This is a genomic window from Balneola sp., assembly GCA_002694685.1.
Classification (GTDB): Bacteria; Bacteroidota; Rhodothermia; order Balneolales; family Balneolaceae; genus Gracilimonas.
The window spans coordinates 552,388-569,399 of sequence record NZMW01000001.1 but is presented as its reverse complement, the minus strand read 5'-3'; the positions used below and the strand labels follow the sequence as shown (position 1 = coordinate 569,399).

Sequence of the window (17,012 nt, the reverse complement as noted above, 5' to 3'; positions counted from 1 at the left end):
TCCCGATATTCAACGCGAATTTCAGATGTATCAACCACGCAGCTTTTATGAAAGAATTTATTCGTATTGCATCGGGACAAGGTTTTTGGGGTGATCTTCCCAACGCCCCCGTCAATCAAGCTAAAAAAGGACCTATTGATTATTTAGTAATGGATTACCTGGCTGAGGTAACCATGTCCATCATGCAAAAACAGCGCATGCGAAACCCTGAGTGGGGGTATGCAAGAGATTTTGTAAACGTGGTTGAACAGGTTTTACCTGAAATTAAGAATGACGGTATTAAAGTTATTAGCAATGCCGGCGGGGTAAATCCTTTAGCTTGTAAAGATGAAATTCTTAAAATCGCCAAAGAGAAAGGCTATACAGGTTTAAAAGTTGCAGTAGTTGACGGTGATGATATCCTCAGTAATATTGATGAACTAATTGCTGATGGGCACACTTTGAAGAACATGGATGATGACCGTCCAATTTCAGAAGTGAAAGAAGACTTGCTCAGTGCTAACGTCTACTTTGGATGTCAGCCCATTGTAAAGGCTCTTAAGGAAGGAGCTGATGTAATTATTACGGGAAGGGTAACAGATACGGGTCTCACTCTTGCTCCAATGATTCACGAATTTGGATGGGAAGCCAATGATTTTGACAAGATGGCAATTGGAACTATTGCAGGACATATCATAGAATGTGGAGCTCAGGTATCAGGTGGTAATTTCACAGATTGGGAAAAAGTAGAAGACTTCACCGATATCGGGTTTCCAATAATTGAAGCGTACCCGAGCGGAGACTTTTTTGTAACCAAGCACGAGAACACCGGCGGACTTGTTAGCGAGATGACCGTAAAGGAACAGCTTTTGTATGAAATCGGGAATCCGGCCGAATACATCACACCCGATGTGATTGCTGATTTCACTTCTGTTAAGGTAGAAGAGACTGGGAAGAATCGCGTTAAGATAACCGGCATCAAAGGGCATCCCGATACTCCGACCTATAAAGTATCAGCAAGCTACAATGATGGCTATAAGCTATCCTCCACGTTAGTTTACTGTTGGCCTGACGCTCTAAAGAAAGCAATTAAAGGCGCCGAAATACTTGAGAAAAGGGCAGAGGCACTCGGCTTATCATTTACAGAATTCAATAAAGAGTATATTGGCTTTAATGGAAATAGCGAAGAACCGATAACTAAAGAAGCTCTTGATACAGAGTATGATGAAATTCAGATGAGGGTATCGGTTTCTGGGCAAAGCAAAAATGATTTAAATCGCTTTGGGATGGAGATTGCACCTCTTATCTTAACTGGCCCGAGTGGTGTCACCGGTTTTGCCGGAGGGCGGCCAAAAGCCAGCGATGTTGTAGCATATTGGCCGGCACTTTTGGATAAGAAAGCCGTTACGCCAAGAGTTACAGTTTTTGAAATTGAATAAAGATAACCGTTGAATCCATATTCGGTTCAACACAATTAGATAAAGATGAAAATTGCGGTAATAGGAGCAGGAATCTCAGGATTAACAGCAGGACGAGAGTTAGCTAATGCCGGCCATGAAGTGGTGGTATATGAAAAAAGTGGTGGCTACGGCGGACGCTTAGCCACACGATATGCCGGTAAGAATAACCAGGAAAAGTTAGACCACGGAGTTTCATTCTTTACTGCAGAATCACAAGAATTTAAGGGTCTTGTTAGTGAATTATCTTCGAAAGGGATTTTAACAGCATGGGAAGGAAATTATGCTCATAGAGATGAAGAAGGGGAAATAACCTTCCGAGACAACGAATCCCCATATTATTATGCGCCCAAAGGGATGAATACCATCGGTAAATATCTGGGGCGTAATCTTGATATTCACCTCAAAGAAAAGGTAGGTGGGTTAACGCATATCGGCGAAAACAGACGCAAAAAGAAAAGCTGGATGTTGAACTTCCCAACAGCATTGACAGAAAGTGCAGATGCAGTCATTATCTCAGCACCAGCTCGTCAGGCTTATGCACTGTTGAACACTACAATAGATGAAATCGAAACACTGAAATTGGTTCGAGAAATTGATGAAGTGGTCTATGAGTCACAATTTTCACTGCTTGCCGGGTTTGATGGTACTGAAATGCCTGACTGGAATGCACTTGAATGCGAAGATGATATCATTCAGTTTATTTCAAACGAATCAACAAAAAGAGAGAATGGTAATGCTCATTCATTGGTCATTCATACCACCTCAGAATTTGCTAAAAAACATATCAACAGCGACCGTGTAAAGGTAGAAGAGATCATCATTGATCGACTCACTGAGATCTTGGGAGGCTGGGTAGCATTGGCCGACTGGAAACAACTTCACTTTTGGAGATACAGCCGAGCAGTAAACCCGCTTCCTCACGATTTTATGGAAATTAAAGGAAACGACACAGCGCTAGCCTTGGTTGGTGGATATATGAATGGTAACACCGTTGAATCGGCTTACCTATCCGGGCTGAAACTCGGAAGACATTGGGTCGAGCAATACGCTGATTAGTTTGGAAGGATTAAACAATTAAAGCCATAAAACCGGATTAGGTTTGGGTGCTGTAAAAGAACTGAATAAGTATTTAAAAAAGTACAAGAGCACGATGATATTCGGAGCTCTGTTTTTGACGGCATCTAATTTTTTCCTGGTTTGGATTCCCGTTCTTATCCGCCGAACTATGGATCAGGTTGAAGCGCTTGGGGAAGAAGGCTTCGAAGTTCCGTCAAGTATCGTAGAAACCTTATTCTCTACAGAAGCTTCACAAATACTGGCTACCAATTCCTTAATTCTGATTGGGACTGTGATGCTTTACGGTATTCTGCTCTTTGCTACCCGTCAGACTCTTATCGTTACTTCTCGAAAGGTAGAGTTTGATATCAGGAATGATATTGTTAAAAAGCTGATGAACTTACCTCAACGTTATTTTGCGGAAAATTCATCCGGAGAAACGTATGTAAGGGCAACGGAAGATGTGGGTAAGGTGAGAGATTATTATGGTCCGGTTATCATGTATAGCATCAATACTATCACAAGAGCCGGATTTGTACTTACAATGATGTTTCTGGTGAATCCTGAGCTTACCCTGTGGGCACTTATACCGCTTCCTCTAATTTCTGTATTCGCTTACTGGATTACCGGATATATTCATGATCACTCTACTATCATTCAGGAGCAATACTCGGTGTTAGCCGGTCGGGCTAAAGAGACTTTTTCAGCTATTCGACTTATCAAAGCTTATAACCGTATTGAGCATGAGCAACAGCGGTTTGAAGAACAAAGCGAAAGCTATCGCAAGAAGAAGCTTCGTCTGGACATGATTGAATCCCTTTTCCATCCTGCACTTAATTTCCTGATCGGCGCCTCTCTATTAATTGTGATTTGGAAAGGCGGAGAGATGGTTATTGAAGGAACCATAACGATAGGTAATATTGCTGAATTCCTCATTTATGTAGCTTATCTAACCTGGCCTGTTGCTGCTCTGGGTTACACCACGAATCGTTTTCAGCGTTCTTTAGCATCTTGGAACCGTATTCAGGAACTGATGGAAGAACCGATTGAAATCAAGAATACTGAAGATAAAATTGACGAGGAAGTTAAAGGTCATCTGGAATTCAAAAATGTAGGGTTCAAATATCCGGGTATGGATGAAATGGTTCTTAAGAACTTGAGTTTTGAAGTGAAGTCCGGTGAAAATATTGCCATTGTAGGCAGAACTGGCTCCGGAAAAACCAGCCTCGTTCAGCTCATCCCAAGATTATTTGATCCTGTAGAGGGAGAAGTTCTTTTGGATGGTGAGAATATAAAAAGTTGGTCTTTAGCTAGTTTAAGGAATGCCATTGGCTTTGTGCCACAAGAAACTTTCCTATTCTCTGACACCATAGGTGATAACATTGCTTTTGGAGCTACAGACGCCTCAGAAGTGGAGATTGAGACCGCTGCAGAAAAAGCACAGGTAAAAGATAATATTTTGGATTTTGAGAAAAAATTTAAGACTATGCTTGGCGAGCGGGGCATAACATTATCGGGTGGCCAAAAGCAGAGGACAGCCATCGCAAGAGCTTTGATTAAAGACCCCAAAATCTTAATATTTGATGATTCACTGAGTGCAGTCGATACAAAAACAGAAGAAGCGATACTAAAGCACCTCAGGCAAGAGTTAAACGGAAGGACGACTATTATGATTAGTCACCGGATTTCTACAATCAAAGATGCGGATAAAATTTATTACCTGGAAGATGGACAAATTGTAGAATCAGGAACACACGAGAAATTGTTGGCGAACGAAGGCAGATATACTGCTATGTACAACAAGCAAATACTAGAACAAGAATTGGCAGAAATATAAAAATTCATCGGGGCCATTTGTATGAAAGCAAAGCCCCGGCAAAATCATACATTACGGGAGAAAAACAATGATTGTAGTACCTTTAGGAGTAGCATCGGCAACCCCAACAGCCGTAAGGCATTTACCCTCAGTAGCGCTATGGAGAGAAGGCAGTGTATTCCTCTTCGATTGTGGTGAAAACTCACAAATGCGCATGTTGCAAGCCGGTATCAAAAGATCAAAAATTGAAGCAATTTTTATTTCACATTTTGATGTTGATCACTTTTCAGGATTATTGGGCCTGCTAGCCACGCTTCAATTACAAAGAAGAGATAAGCCACTTGCAATTATAGGTCCGAAAGGCATCAAAGAATATGTTGAATGGAATCTAAAGTTCTCTAAGATAGATCCTGTTTACGAGATCAATTTCCATGAAATTGAAGAAGATATTGAAGAAGAACGGGTCTTTGATGCAGAAGAATATTACGTGGAAGCACGTCCATTAAATCACACTAAGTTTTGTGTTGGATTTCGCTTTCAGGAGAAAGATCGTCCCGGAAAAGTCGACGCCGATAAGGCTAAGAAGATGGGCGTCTCAAAGGATGAGCAGTATAAAGAGCTCAAAGATGGAAACGACGTTACTCTTGAGGATGGAACCGTTGTAAAATCTCAAGATATTGTTGGGCATCCACGACCAGGTGATAGTTTTGCCTATGTAACTGATACTGAATACGCGCCCAATGCTGTTAAACTGGCAATGAATACTAATATCCTTTATCACGAAGCAACTTTTGGTAAAGATTTAGACGACAAGGCTAGTGAAACCGGGCATTCATCCACTGCAGATGCGGCACGTGTAGCTACAGAAGCTCAGACAAAATTATTGGTGATTGGTCATTTTTCTGCTCGATATACCAACGCCCATGATTTATTGAAGGAAGCTCGGGAAGGTTTTTACCCTGCCTGGCTAGCAAATGAACTTCGACCGATCTTTACAGATCCAACTCACGAGCGTGGAATTATTACACCTAAAGTTGAGATTACAGAGCTGGATAATAAATCCGGTGGTGGTAAAAGCAACTATAAAGGGCGTAAGAACCACAAAAGTGGAGGGAAGAAAAATTTCCGAAGCCGAAAAGGTGGAAGTTCAAGCCGTAGCCGAAGTAGCTCACGAGACAGCCGCAGTGGTAGTTCACGGGATAGCCGAGGAAGCAGCGGATCAAGTCGCTCAGGAAGCAACAGTGGGAAAAGCGGAAATTATAAACGCAAAACATATGGAAGCAGCACCTACAGCTCCAACATTAAGAGCAAGAAAGATGACTCCGATTCATCCTCAAGTTCACCTAGAAAGATCACTCCAAGATCTTCTTATGATGACTTCGACAGATTTTAATTAAACTTACTTGTGAGTAAAAAACAAAACTCAGAAGCCGTCGATAGCACTCTCATTCGGCGGCTTTATTTTTTCCTAAAACCCTACCGATGGTATGTATTATTAGCCATCGCTCTAACGCTTTCTGCGTCATACCTGGGGACTATCCGCCCTAAACTGACTCAAATTGCAGTTGATGAGTACATTGCCACGGATGATTTTGAAGGGCTCTGGTGGATTATTACGCTACTCGGAGGGGCTTTGCTCGGGGAATTTATACTATTGGTTTTCAATACCTATATCACCCGCTGGTTTGGTCAAAATTCTTTGTATTCACTCAGGAATACCGTATTCAAAAAGATTCAAACCCTGAATGTTCAGTTCTTTGATAAGAACCCAATTGGTCGCCTAATCACCCGTACAACCAGTGATATTGAAGCACTCAGTGAGCTTCTATCAGATGGGGTGGTAACCATTATTGGAGATTTATTTAGGATCATATTTATCCTGTATTTCATGTTTAGCATGAATTGGGAGTTAACGCTGGTTACGCTGACGGTTCTGCCAATTCTGTTTTACGCTACTTTTTGGTTCAAAGCTAAAGTCAGGGTTACTTTTCTTGAAGTCAGAGACAAAATCTCCCAGCTCAATTCATTCGTTCAGGAGCATATTAATGGGATGGATGTAGTTCAGCTGTTTAACAGGGAAGAAAAGCAGCGAGAGAAATTCGAGAAAATTAATGCCGGTCACCGCGATGCGTATATCGAAACCATTTTCTACTTCGCCATTTTTTGGCCGATTGTTGAAGTAACGGCTAGTTTGGCTATGGCTCTTATTGTTTGGTATGGTGGAGCCAGGGCGCTCATGGATGGGGTCACTTTTGGTGTATTACTGGCTTTTATTCAATACGCACGCCAGTTTTTCCGTCCAATCCAAGGGCTCTCCGAAAAGTTCAATACGCTCCAGTCGGCATTGGCATCTTCAGAACGAATATTTAATGTGTTAGATACAGAAACTGATGTTGAGGAGACTAAATCACCTAAGACAATTGAAAACCCGCAGGGTAAAATTGAGTTCAGGAATGTCTGGTTTAAATATAATGATGAAGAAAGCTGGGTATTAAAAGATGTTTCCTTTACAGCTGAACCCGGAGATGATATTGCCATTGTAGGAGCTACCGGTGCTGGTAAAACTACCATCATTAACTTGTTGATGAGATTCTACGATATCCAAAAAGGAACCATATTTTTAGATGGCACAGATATCAGAGACCTAACGCTGAGTGACCTACGTTCACACTTCGGTCTTGTGCTTCAGGATAATGCACTATTCTCCGGTTCTATATTTGAAAACATTACTCTTGGTCACCCTGAAATAACCCGTGAACAAGTAAGAGAGGCAGCGCATAAAGTTGAAGCTCACCGTTTCATCGAAAAATTGCCAGACGCTTACGATTACGTTCTTCAGGAGCGAGGAGCGTCACTTTCTATGGGCCAACGCCAACTAATTTGTTTTGTGAGAGCTTTAGTCTATGACCCTGAAATTTTGATCTTAGATGAAGCAACCTCAAGTGTTGATTCCGAGACTGAGGCATTGGTAACAGAATCGAGTAAACTCATGATGGAAGGAAGAACATCCGTTGTAGTTGCACACCGGCTTTCAACCATTCAGCATGCAGATCGAATTTTGGTAATGCATAAAGGAGAAATAAGGGAGTCAGGAAGTCATCAGGAACTTATATCTCAGGACGTTGGAATTTACAAGAAGCTCTATGAGCTACAGTATAAAGATCAACTGGTAGCCGAATAGTATTCTACAAACAAACCATTTATTTTGGTTGGGATGTTAACCTCAAAAGTAATCGTATGAACTCTTTATTTAATAAGTGTGCCCTTTTATCAATGGTATTTTTAGTAGGACTTACCTTGAATGCTTTTAGTCAGGATACAGCAAATATGAAACCGGAAGACACTGAATTTTACGAACCTGTTCCACCGAAAGTAACACCGGCTGAAAACCATTTTCTTAAACCACCATCAGACGCGACGGTACTTTTTGATGGTTCTGACTTAAGCCAGTGGAAATCAATGAATGATGGTGGGGAAGTGAAATGGAAAGTTGAAGACGGGCACATGACCGTTGTACCCGGAACAGGAGCCATCCTTAGTAAAGATACATTTGGTAGCGTACAGCTCTATGTAGAGTGGCGTTCTCCAATGAATATGGAGCACAAAGGTCAGGATCGTGGCAATAGCGGAATTTTTCTTCAAAACAGATACGAACTTCAAGTACTGGATGCCTGGGAAAACCCAACCTATGTAAACGGCATGGCTGGAAGTATTTATAAACAATCTGTTCCTTTAGTAAATCCGGCAAAAAAACCGGGAGAGTGGCAGTCTTACAATATCTCTTATACAGCACCCGAGTTTAATGAAGACGGTTCTGTGAAAACTTCAGCCCGAATGACGGTAGTTTGGAATGGGGTAGTAGTTCAAAATAATACAGAGATAAAAGGACCTACCGTTTATATCGGATTGCCTGAATACTCAGCACATGGAAAGGCTCCTATACGACTGCAAGATCACAATTCTGAGGTCAGTTATCGGAATATCTGGATTCGAAGTTTAGACCGCTTTGAATAAGGAGAACCAAATTTGGAGCCTCTGTTTTTTAAAATTGTTAGTTGATTAAAACACACCAAATTTTAGTAATCGAATTTGTATTTTCAGAGTAACTAAACAGGAGATATTATGGCTGCATCAAACAAAAAATCGATCTCGAAAAAAGATATTGAAGACACAATCTATGACACAACTGAAGCTCTTCAAAGTAAGGCTGAAGATACATACGACGTACTTTTAGACAGATTAAAGTATGAGCGTGATGGATTAGAGCGTGAATTAAAGCATGAATACAGAAATGCCCGTCGCTATGTACGCGCTCACCCTGAGCAAGGGTTGGGAATTGCTTTTGTAGCGGGCTTATTTGTAGGAGCACTCATTTCCAGAATTGGAAAATAAAAGAACTTAAGTACACAGATGGCTATTAATACAGATCACCTTAATGAACTCTATGAGCGTGTGGACGCGCTCAGGGGGTACCTTTGACTACGAAAAACGAAAAGTCCGAATAATAGAACTTACCGAACAGACTCAGAATCCGGAATTTTGGAATGACCCTGATAAAGCTCAGTCAATTATGAAAGAGCTTAATCATGAGAAGAGCCTTGTTGAAGGTTGGGATAACCTGAATGACCTTCGCGATAGCATCAACGTTTACCTCGAGTTTCAGGAGATGGGCGAAGATGTTGAAAGCGACATCCAAACTGAGTATACAAAACTCGAGAAAGCGCTGGATGAAATGGAGCTCCGCAATATGCTTAGTGGTCCGGATGACCACCGCGATGCTATTGTAACCTTTAATCCGGGAGCCGGAGGAACAGAAAGTCAGGATTGGGGAGAAATGCTCTATCGCATGCACACCCGCTGGGCTGAGAAAGCCGGTTTTAAAATATCTGTAATTGATTATCAGGATGGAGATGTTGCCGGACTCAAAAGTGCTACTATCGAAGTTCAGGGTGATAATGCATATGGCTTTTTGAAAGCAGAAAGCGGGGTTCACCGTCTTGTGCGTGTTTCGCCATTTGATAGCAATGCCCGACGTCATACCTCATTTTGTTCAGTTTTTGTAGCTCCTTTAATTGATGATACGATTGAAGTAAATATCAACGAGAGTGAAGTTGAGCTTCAACGTTTTCACTCCAGTGGAGCCGGTGGACAGAACGTAAACAAAGTTGAAACTGGAGTTCGGTTGATTTGGGAAGGAGAGCTTTCTGATGGCTCTACACAAAAGGTTGTTGCTGAATGTCAGCAGGAGCGTTCTCAACTTCAGAATCGCGAAAAGGCCATGGTATTGCTTAAGTCGCGCATATACGAGCTGGAGAAGGAAATTCAGGAAGCAGAAAAAGCTAAGCTTGAAGGCTCAAAAAGCAAAAACGAATGGGGTTCTCAAATCCGGAGCTACGTATTTGACGACCAGCGCGTTAAAGATCACCGTACCAACTATGAAACCAGCGATGTGGGTGGAGTGATGGACGGTGATCTGGATGAATTCATTAAAGCTTATCTCTTACAGGATGCCGAAGTATAGCTACGATTTTCTTGTGATTGGCAGTGGTATTGCCGGGCTCACTTTCGCATTGAAAGCGGCCCAACATGGAAATGTAGCGCTTGTAACAAAAAAAGAGATCATGGAAGCCAATACGGCTTATGCTCAGGGCGGTATTGCGGGCGTACTTACCAAGCACGATTCCTTCGACAAGCATATTGCTGATACCCTTGAAGCTGGAGCGGGTTTATGCAATCAGGATGCGGTGGAGCTTGTAGTTAAAGAAGGTCCAAGGCTTATACAGGAACTGATTGATTATGGCGTTCAATTCACCAAAAAAAACGGGGAATTAGATTTAGGACGTGAAGGCGGTCATTCCGAAAACCGCATAGTTCATGCTGCCGATGCTACCGGATTTGAGATTGAATCCGTAATGGTGAACCAAGTTCGAAACCATCCAAACATTGAGATTTTTGAACACCACTTTGCCATGGAGCTTTTAACGGAGCATCATCTAGGACAAAAAGTGAAAAACCTGGATAAAATTCACTGTTTTGGAGCCTATGTATTAGACGAAAAAGGGGATGAAGTAAAACGAATGCTTGCAAAGGTAACTGTTTTGGCTTCTGGAGGAGCCGGGGAAGTTTACCTTCACACCACAAATCCACCGGTTGCTACGGGAGATGGGATTGCGATGGCTTATCGGGCAAAAGCTCGAGTTGAAAATATGGAGTTTGTTCAATTTCACCCCACCAGTTTAGCGATTCCTGAAGCAGGTTCTTTTTTGATTTCAGAAGCCGTACGTGGCTTTGGAGGGATTCTAAGGAATACTGCCGGTGAAGCCTTTATGGAGAAGTATGACGAACGTAAAGAGCTGGCACCTCGTGATATTGTTGCTCGCGCTATTGATGATCAGCTTAAAAAGCGCGGGGACGATTACGTGTTTCTGGACGTGACTCACCTTGATGCAGAAGCCATCATTGAAGAATTTCCGACTATTTATGAAACCTGCCTAAAATACGGACTGGATATTACCGTAAATCAGATTCCAGTAGTTCCAGCCACACACTACACTTGTGGTGGAATTGCCACTGATTTAAATGGTCAGACCACTATAGATCGCCTTTTTGCCTGTGGTGAAACGGCTTGTACCGGACTACATGGGGCAAATCGATTGGCTTCAAACAGCTTGTTAGAATCACTTGTCTTTGCTGACCAGGCGTATAAAAAGTCCATTCAATTAATGGATCAATTTCACCTAAATGATGATATCCCTGAGTGGGATGAGAGCGGGACGGCTAATACGGAAGAGTGGGTCTTGATCTCTCACAATCGGCAAGAGTTACGTAGTGTGATGTCTAACTATGTAGGTATAGTTCGAAGTGATTTGAGATTAGAAAGAGCTCAGCGCAGAACAGAGTTGCTTTTCGAAGAAACCGAAGATTTCTATTTTAGAACCAAGGTAAGCGTTCCACTTTGTGAATTGCGGAATCTGGTTTGCGTTGGTCATTTGATTGTGCGTTCAGCTATGCAGAGAAAAGAAAGCAGGGGGCTGCATTTTAATACGGATTATCCCAACCTATCTGATGAAAAAGTTACAACGGTAATTTAGTATGATTAAAGTAGGCATCACCGGCGGAATTGGTTCCGGCAAAACAACTTTCTGCAAAGAATGGGAAAAGCTAGGTGCTTACGTTTTGTATGCTGATGACTTCGCAAAACAGCTTATGCAGGAAGACCCTAAACTTCAGCAAAAAATAACGAAGGTATTTGGGGATGAATCCTATGACTCTGAAGGGAATCTGAATCGGCCCTATCTGGCTAAAGAGGCCTTCGAAAAAGGAAGAGTAGAAGAGTTAAATGAACTGGTTCATCCTGTACTTTGGGAACGCGCTGAAGAACTTGCTAATAAGAAAGAGCAAGAAGGAGTAGAAGTATTTGCCAAAGAAGCAGCGATACTACTTCAAAACGGTCGCCCAAAGGATTTGGACTTTGTTATAATTGTGATGGCTGATCAGGAACAGCGAATAGAGCGGACGGTAGAACGAGATCAATCGGGCAGAGAACAAGTAGTAGGGCGAGTGGAGAAGCAGCCAGATTTCCAGTCCCTGACCCATTTAGCTGATTTTATAGTACTCAATAATGGAACCCTTGAGGAGTTGAAAAGCAAAGCTCATGAGATATTTGATAAGCTCGTGCAGGCTAAGTGATTAGAATCTTAAAATGATGAAGATTTTGTTAGAAAAACATTATTATCTTTCAGAAAAGCGCTTCCAAAAATAACTCAGCATTTATGCCTAATACAAAGGAATCAAGATTGGTAACCTTAGAAGAATACATCATTCAGTCCCAAAATAGGTTCCCTGGAGCTACAGGAGAACTTTCGCAGCTGCTTAGGGATATTGGCCTTGCCGCCAAGATTATCTCGCGTGAAGTAAACAAGGCAGGTATTACGAATATCTTAGGATATGATGGCTCAACAAATATACATGGTGAATCAGTAAAGAAGCTGGATCTTTTTGCAGACCAACAGCTTATTTCGGCTTTGGACCGATCGCTCATTACCTGTATGGTTATCTCTGAAGAAAATGATGGAGTTGTCAAGTTAGGAAGTAAAGGCGGGAAGTATATTGTTTACCTGGATCCTTTAGATGGGTCTTCAAATATAGATGTGAATGTTTCTATTGGGAGCATTTTTTCAGTCTATATGAGAGAAGCACGGTTCGATCCAACCGTAAGAGAAGATGATGCTCTCCAACCCGGTGTTCGGCAGGTAGCAGCGGGCTATGTATTGTATGGTTCAAGTACTACTCTGGCCTACACAACTGGACTCGGTGTTTCCATTTTTACTCTTGACCCGAGCATTGGCGAATTTATTTTGAGTGATCGCGGTATAAAAATGCCGGAACACGGACCCATTTATAGTATTAATGAGGGAAGCTACAATTCATGGGATTTAGGGCTTAAAAAGTATATTAAGTATTGTCAGGAAGAAGATGCTGATTCCGAACGACCATATTCAGCTCGTTATATCGGTTCTATGGTAGCGGATATTCACCGAACGTTGATAAAAGGGGGAATCTTTATATATCCTCACAGCAAGAAGTATCCAAACGGTAAACTTCGCCTTATGTACGAATGTAATCCGCTTAGTTTTATCATTGAACAAGCAGGGGGAATGGCAACGGATGGACAAACTCGAATTATGGATCTTCAGCCGAAGTCTATTCATCAGCAAACACCGATCTACATTGGCTCGAAGCAAAATGTCAGGAAAGTGATGGATTTCCTTGAAGAGTATGCTGCTGTAGAACAGTAGCAGTCTGTTTATAATATTCTTACTATTAGCTTACTTCTAATTCAGAACTGACCTATGAGAATAATTGCTATTCAAAAAGAAGCAGAGGGACTTTCTAAACGGGATTTTGTGCCTCACTTGAGAGATGAGGCTCAAAAAGGCTGGGATCTTTATAAAGAAGGTATAATTCGAGAGATGTACTTTCGTGACGACAAACCGGAAGCTGTTTTAATTTTGGAATGTGAAAATGTAGAAGAAGCCGAAGAAAAACTGGCTTCACTACCGCTTGTACAAAAGGGCTTAATCAGCTTCGAACTCATTCCACTTCGCCCATATCACGGGTACGAACGCTTGTTTGTTTAAGTAATTTAGGTCTCTTCTAATAAATACTCTGGCTTTAAAAGTTAGCTGACATTATTGGCATGATTGCTAAATGTATACTAAATTGAACTTAGTATTTAAAATAGTTTTCGGGTATAAGTTTAAAAAGGTGAGGGTATAAAGTGGGTATATTCAAGAAGTATGACGTGGCGCTAATACTTTTCTTATTAGTCATTCCAATAAAAGGGTTTAGTCAGTTTTCAGCAGGGGATGGAACTGAAAATGCTCCCTACCAAATCAGTAATGCTGCACAGCTTGATTCAACTAGATATTTTTTAGAAGACCATTTTATTTTAACAGAAGACATTGATCTGGATGTGGCTCCATTTAATACCGGCGAAGGATGGGAACCCATTGGATTCTTGGGAGAGAATTCAATACGCTTTGGTGGCAGCTTTGACGGTAATGGCTATACTATTAGTGGTTTGTACATCAATAAACCTAATTCAAGATCAGTTGGGCTATTTGGATACACTTCGTCTGCTTCTTTTACGAAAGTAGTTCTTCTCAATATAAATGTGATTGGTAATGAGCATGTAGGGGGTTTAGTAGGTTTCGCAGACTTTACTTCAATTGATTCTTCAAGTATTGACGGTGCAGTTAAGGGTAATCAAAACATTGGGGGCTTAGTTGGCTCTTTAATTAATAGAACTTCAATCATAAGTAATAGCTCTTTTGAGGGTGAAGTAATAGGAAATAATCGAACAGGTGGGATTGCAGGGTCACTTAGTAGTAATACAACCTTAGCAAGTAGCTTTGCCACTGGAAAAGTAGATGGTATTGAGTATACAGGAGGTCTCGTAGGTTATACCAGCCAAGCAATTATAAGTAATAGTAATCATTCTGAAGGAGCCATAATAGGAACTGGTAGTGATACTGGTGGGTTGATAGGATTTAATAGCAGAACAACAATTATAGAAAGTTTTGTAACCAGCAAGGTCACAGGAATTGAATATACAGGGGGCTTAGTTGGAAGGACTAGTGGATTTGATGAAGAAACTTCAAAGATTATTAGTAGTTATGCAACTGGGGAAGTAACAGGACAACAAAAGACTGGAGGGCTGGTTGGGTATAATACGAGTGGCTTTGTGATTGATAGTAGTTATTACTCAGGAACTGTAACTGGAGAAGAAGCTACCGGGGGACTTGTTGGGTGGAACGAAGATTCTTTCATTTATAATAGCAATGCAAAAGGGGCTATAACTGGCGTAAACCCTGAAAATGGATTAGGAATTTTGACCGGTGGTTTAGTAGGAGATAATACTAATTCTACTATCCATAATAGTTTCGCAGAATCGGTAGTTACTGGCTATGACTTCACAGGAGCGATTGTTGTTGGCGAAAGTTTAACAGGTGGATTAACCGGCAGGAGCGCTTTTATGTCGGTAATTGATAGCAGTTATTTTTCAGGTAATGTAAATGGATCAGGACTTACTGGAGGATTAGTGGGTAGTAATTATGAATCAACTATTTTAAATAGCAGTGCTAATTCAGAAATTATTGGGAGAAATGAAAGTGGAGGCTTGGTAGGAAAAAGTGAAAATTCAACTATTGAGAGAAGTAGTTCAACTGGTTCCGTAAACGCTGAAGCTATACATACAGGAGGTTTGATTGGCTTTGCTAAAAATACTTTTATAACACAAAGTTATTCTTCCTCTTCTGTAGAAAGTGATGATGAAAGAATTGGTGGTTTCATTGGTTATAGTGATAATTCAACTATAACAAACAGTTATTCTGTAGGTTCTATTTTTGGGAATTCAGGGGTTGGTGGATTCATTGGGGAGAATACAAATTCATCTATTGTGAATTCCTATTCAGCATCTCCATTAGTAGGTAAAGATTCTTTTGGTGGATTTATCGGAGTTTTTAATTCAGGTGAAATTGAATCAAGCTACTGGAATGTAGATGTAAGTACTCTTATTGGTATACCTAATGATGATGTTATTGGTTTAACTGGATTAACTTCTTTGGAGATGAGCCAAGATTCATCTTTTAAGGACTGGGATTTTATGGAGATTTGGAATCTCGATGAAGGGACATTTCCATGGCTAAAGAATAATCCACAGGATCCATTGCCCGTAGCTCAAAATGGTAACGGCTTATTTGCTGGCGGGTTAGGCACACCAGATAATCCTTGGCAAATTGCAACTGCTTCTCAGTTAGATTCTATTCGATTATTTCTCAATAAGCATTTTGTTCTTGTAGGCGATATCGAGCTTGATCAGAAGCCATATAACTCTGGGGAAGGCTGGAAACCTATTGGAGATGAATCTAATCCAATTTCTTCAAGATTTACTGGTAGTTTTGACGGTAGTGGTTTTAAAATAAGCGGCTTATTTATTAATCGACCAGATTCAAATCAAATAGGTTTTTTTGGATTTAGTCGTGAAGCTAATTTTAAAAGAATAGTACTTGATGGAGTAACTATAATTGGTAACCGATATGCTGGAGGGTTGGCTGGTACTGTGAGTGGAGGCTCAATTATTGAGGTGTATATTTCTGGCAGTATAAGTGGCGATGAAGTCGTAGGCGGATTAGTAGGTGAGATAGGAGATTCCACAGTTGTAAGTCAAAGCCATTCAGTTGATGTAAAAATTGAGGGTAGTACTTATATAGGAGGGTTGGTAGGATATGCAAACGAAGGAGCTATCATTAAACTTAGTTCCTCAAAGGGTGAAGTAATTGGAACTGAAAGTGGTATTGGAGGTCTTCTTGGGCAGTTAGATTATGGAAGCAGGATATCTGAAAGTTTTTCAAATGGTAAAGTAACTGGTCAGATACAAGTTGGGGGATTGGTTGGATCTAATAGGGGGGGATTGATTACTAATAACTATAGTAGGAGTACAGTCAGCACAAACAATAATGGGCAAGATATTGGCGGATTTGTAGGTTATAACGCCACATTTACATTTACAAATGAAATAGCAGAAATAACCAATAATTACTACAGTGGAAGAATAACTAATGAATCTAATAATGCTAAAAGTTTTTTAGGGGAATTCGTATCAGGAATATTAAAATCAAATTATTGGAATATTGACTCGACTAGTATCAGTTTAGGAGCAAATGGATATAGTGGTTCAGGAATTAAAGGATTAACGACTAGTGAGATGCTAGATGAAGCCTCTTTTACTGATTGGGATTTTGATAATATTTGGGTTATGGAAGGAAATACATTTCCTAGTTTAAGAAATAACCCGCCAGTGTTATCAATAGATAGTGTATCTGTCTCTGTAGATGAGGGAATAGAACCAATTACAGATTTTGAGCTCATGCAAAACTACCCGAATCCTTTTAACCCAACTACGAATATTAGTTTTCTAGTACCAGAAACTGGGGTTGTAAATCTTACCGTTTATAATCTTTTAGGTCAAAAAGTAGCTACTCTTGTCAGTAAAAAAATGCCGGTTGGCAGGCATACAATTAGTTTTGATGCCTCGAGATTAAGTAGTGGTATTTACATTTATAAGCTTAAGCAATATGATAAGATTGGTATCAAAAAAATGATATTAATTAAATGATCCCGCTACGCCCATATCACGG

Annotated in this window: 13 protein-coding genes; all 13 read left to right on the top strand. The window is 40.8% G+C overall.

All coding sequences use genetic code 11. The features are described 5' to 3' along the window. The first annotated feature begins 47 nt into the window (after window positions 1-47). The 13 genes from CL667_02470 to CL667_02410 all read left to right on the top strand — a co-directional run bounded on the left by CL667_02470 (window position 48) and on the right by CL667_02410 (window position 16,990). Window positions 48-1,418 (top strand): ATPase, encoded by a 1,371-nt coding sequence (locus CL667_02470; GenBank protein ID MAL16550.1) that lies wholly within the window; start codon window positions 48-50, stop codon window positions 1,416-1,418. A 45-nt stretch (window positions 1,419-1,463) separates the two neighbouring features. Beyond that, the gene (locus CL667_02465; protein ID MAL16549.1) at window positions 1,464-2,495 is read left to right on the top strand and encodes a hypothetical protein; all 1,032 of its coding nucleotides are present in this window, start codon (window positions 1,464-1,466) and stop codon (window positions 2,493-2,495) included. 94 nt (window positions 2,496-2,589) lie between these two features. Continuing rightward, window positions 2,590-4,332, top strand: a complete 1,743-nt coding sequence (locus CL667_02460; protein MAL16548.1) for a hypothetical protein — start codon at window positions 2,590-2,592, stop codon at window positions 4,330-4,332. Window positions 4,333-4,399: 67 nt separating this feature from the next. Further along, the gene (locus CL667_02455; GenBank protein MAL16547.1) at window positions 4,400-5,704 is read left to right on the top strand and encodes a ribonuclease Z; all 1,305 of its coding nucleotides are present in this window, start codon (window positions 4,400-4,402) and stop codon (window positions 5,702-5,704) included. 12 nt (window positions 5,705-5,716) lie between these two features. After that, window positions 5,717-7,492, top strand: coding sequence for an antibiotic ABC transporter ATP-binding protein (locus CL667_02450; protein ID MAL16546.1), 1,776 nt, complete (start codon window positions 5,717-5,719; stop codon window positions 7,490-7,492). Window positions 7,493-7,548: 56 nt separating this feature from the next. Continuing rightward, window positions 7,549-8,325 carry a hypothetical protein gene (locus CL667_02445; GenBank protein ID MAL16545.1) on the top strand — a complete coding sequence of 259 codons (777 nt, stop codon included), beginning with the start codon at window positions 7,549-7,551 and terminating at the stop codon, window positions 8,323-8,325. Between the two features lie 108 nt (window positions 8,326-8,433). Beyond that, entirely contained in the window at window positions 8,434-8,703 is a 270-nt protein-coding gene (locus tag CL667_02440) for a hypothetical protein (protein MAL16544.1), read from the top strand. Between the two features lie 43 nt (window positions 8,704-8,746). Beyond that, a complete protein-coding gene (locus CL667_02435) occupies window positions 8,747-9,832 on the top strand; it encodes a peptide chain release factor 2 (protein ID MAL16543.1) in 1,086 nt (361 codons plus the stop codon). Further along, window positions 9,819-11,402: an L-aspartate oxidase gene (locus CL667_02430; GenBank protein ID MAL16542.1), complete on the top strand. Its 1,584-nt coding sequence runs from the start codon at window positions 9,819-9,821 to the stop codon at window positions 11,400-11,402. Before CL667_02435 ends, CL667_02430 begins: the two co-directional genes overlap by 14 nt. Before the next feature lies 1 nt (window position 11,403). Beyond that, window positions 11,404-12,000: a dephospho-CoA kinase gene (locus tag CL667_02425; GenBank protein MAL16541.1), complete on the top strand. Its 597-nt coding sequence runs from the start codon at window positions 11,404-11,406 to the stop codon at window positions 11,998-12,000. Window positions 12,001-12,083: 83 nt separating this feature from the next. Next, window positions 12,084-13,109: a class 1 fructose-bisphosphatase gene (locus tag CL667_02420; GenBank protein MAL16540.1), complete on the top strand. Its 1,026-nt coding sequence runs from the start codon at window positions 12,084-12,086 to the stop codon at window positions 13,107-13,109. 54 nt (window positions 13,110-13,163) lie between these two features. Beyond that, window positions 13,164-13,451: a superoxide dismutase gene (locus CL667_02415; GenBank protein ID MAL16539.1), complete on the top strand. Its 288-nt coding sequence runs from the start codon at window positions 13,164-13,166 to the stop codon at window positions 13,449-13,451. Window positions 13,452-13,615: 164 nt separating this feature from the next. Continuing rightward, the gene (locus CL667_02410; GenBank protein ID MAL16538.1) at window positions 13,616-16,990 is read left to right on the top strand and encodes a hypothetical protein; all 3,375 of its coding nucleotides are present in this window, start codon (window positions 13,616-13,618) and stop codon (window positions 16,988-16,990) included. Window positions 16,991-17,012: the final 22 nt, after the last annotated feature.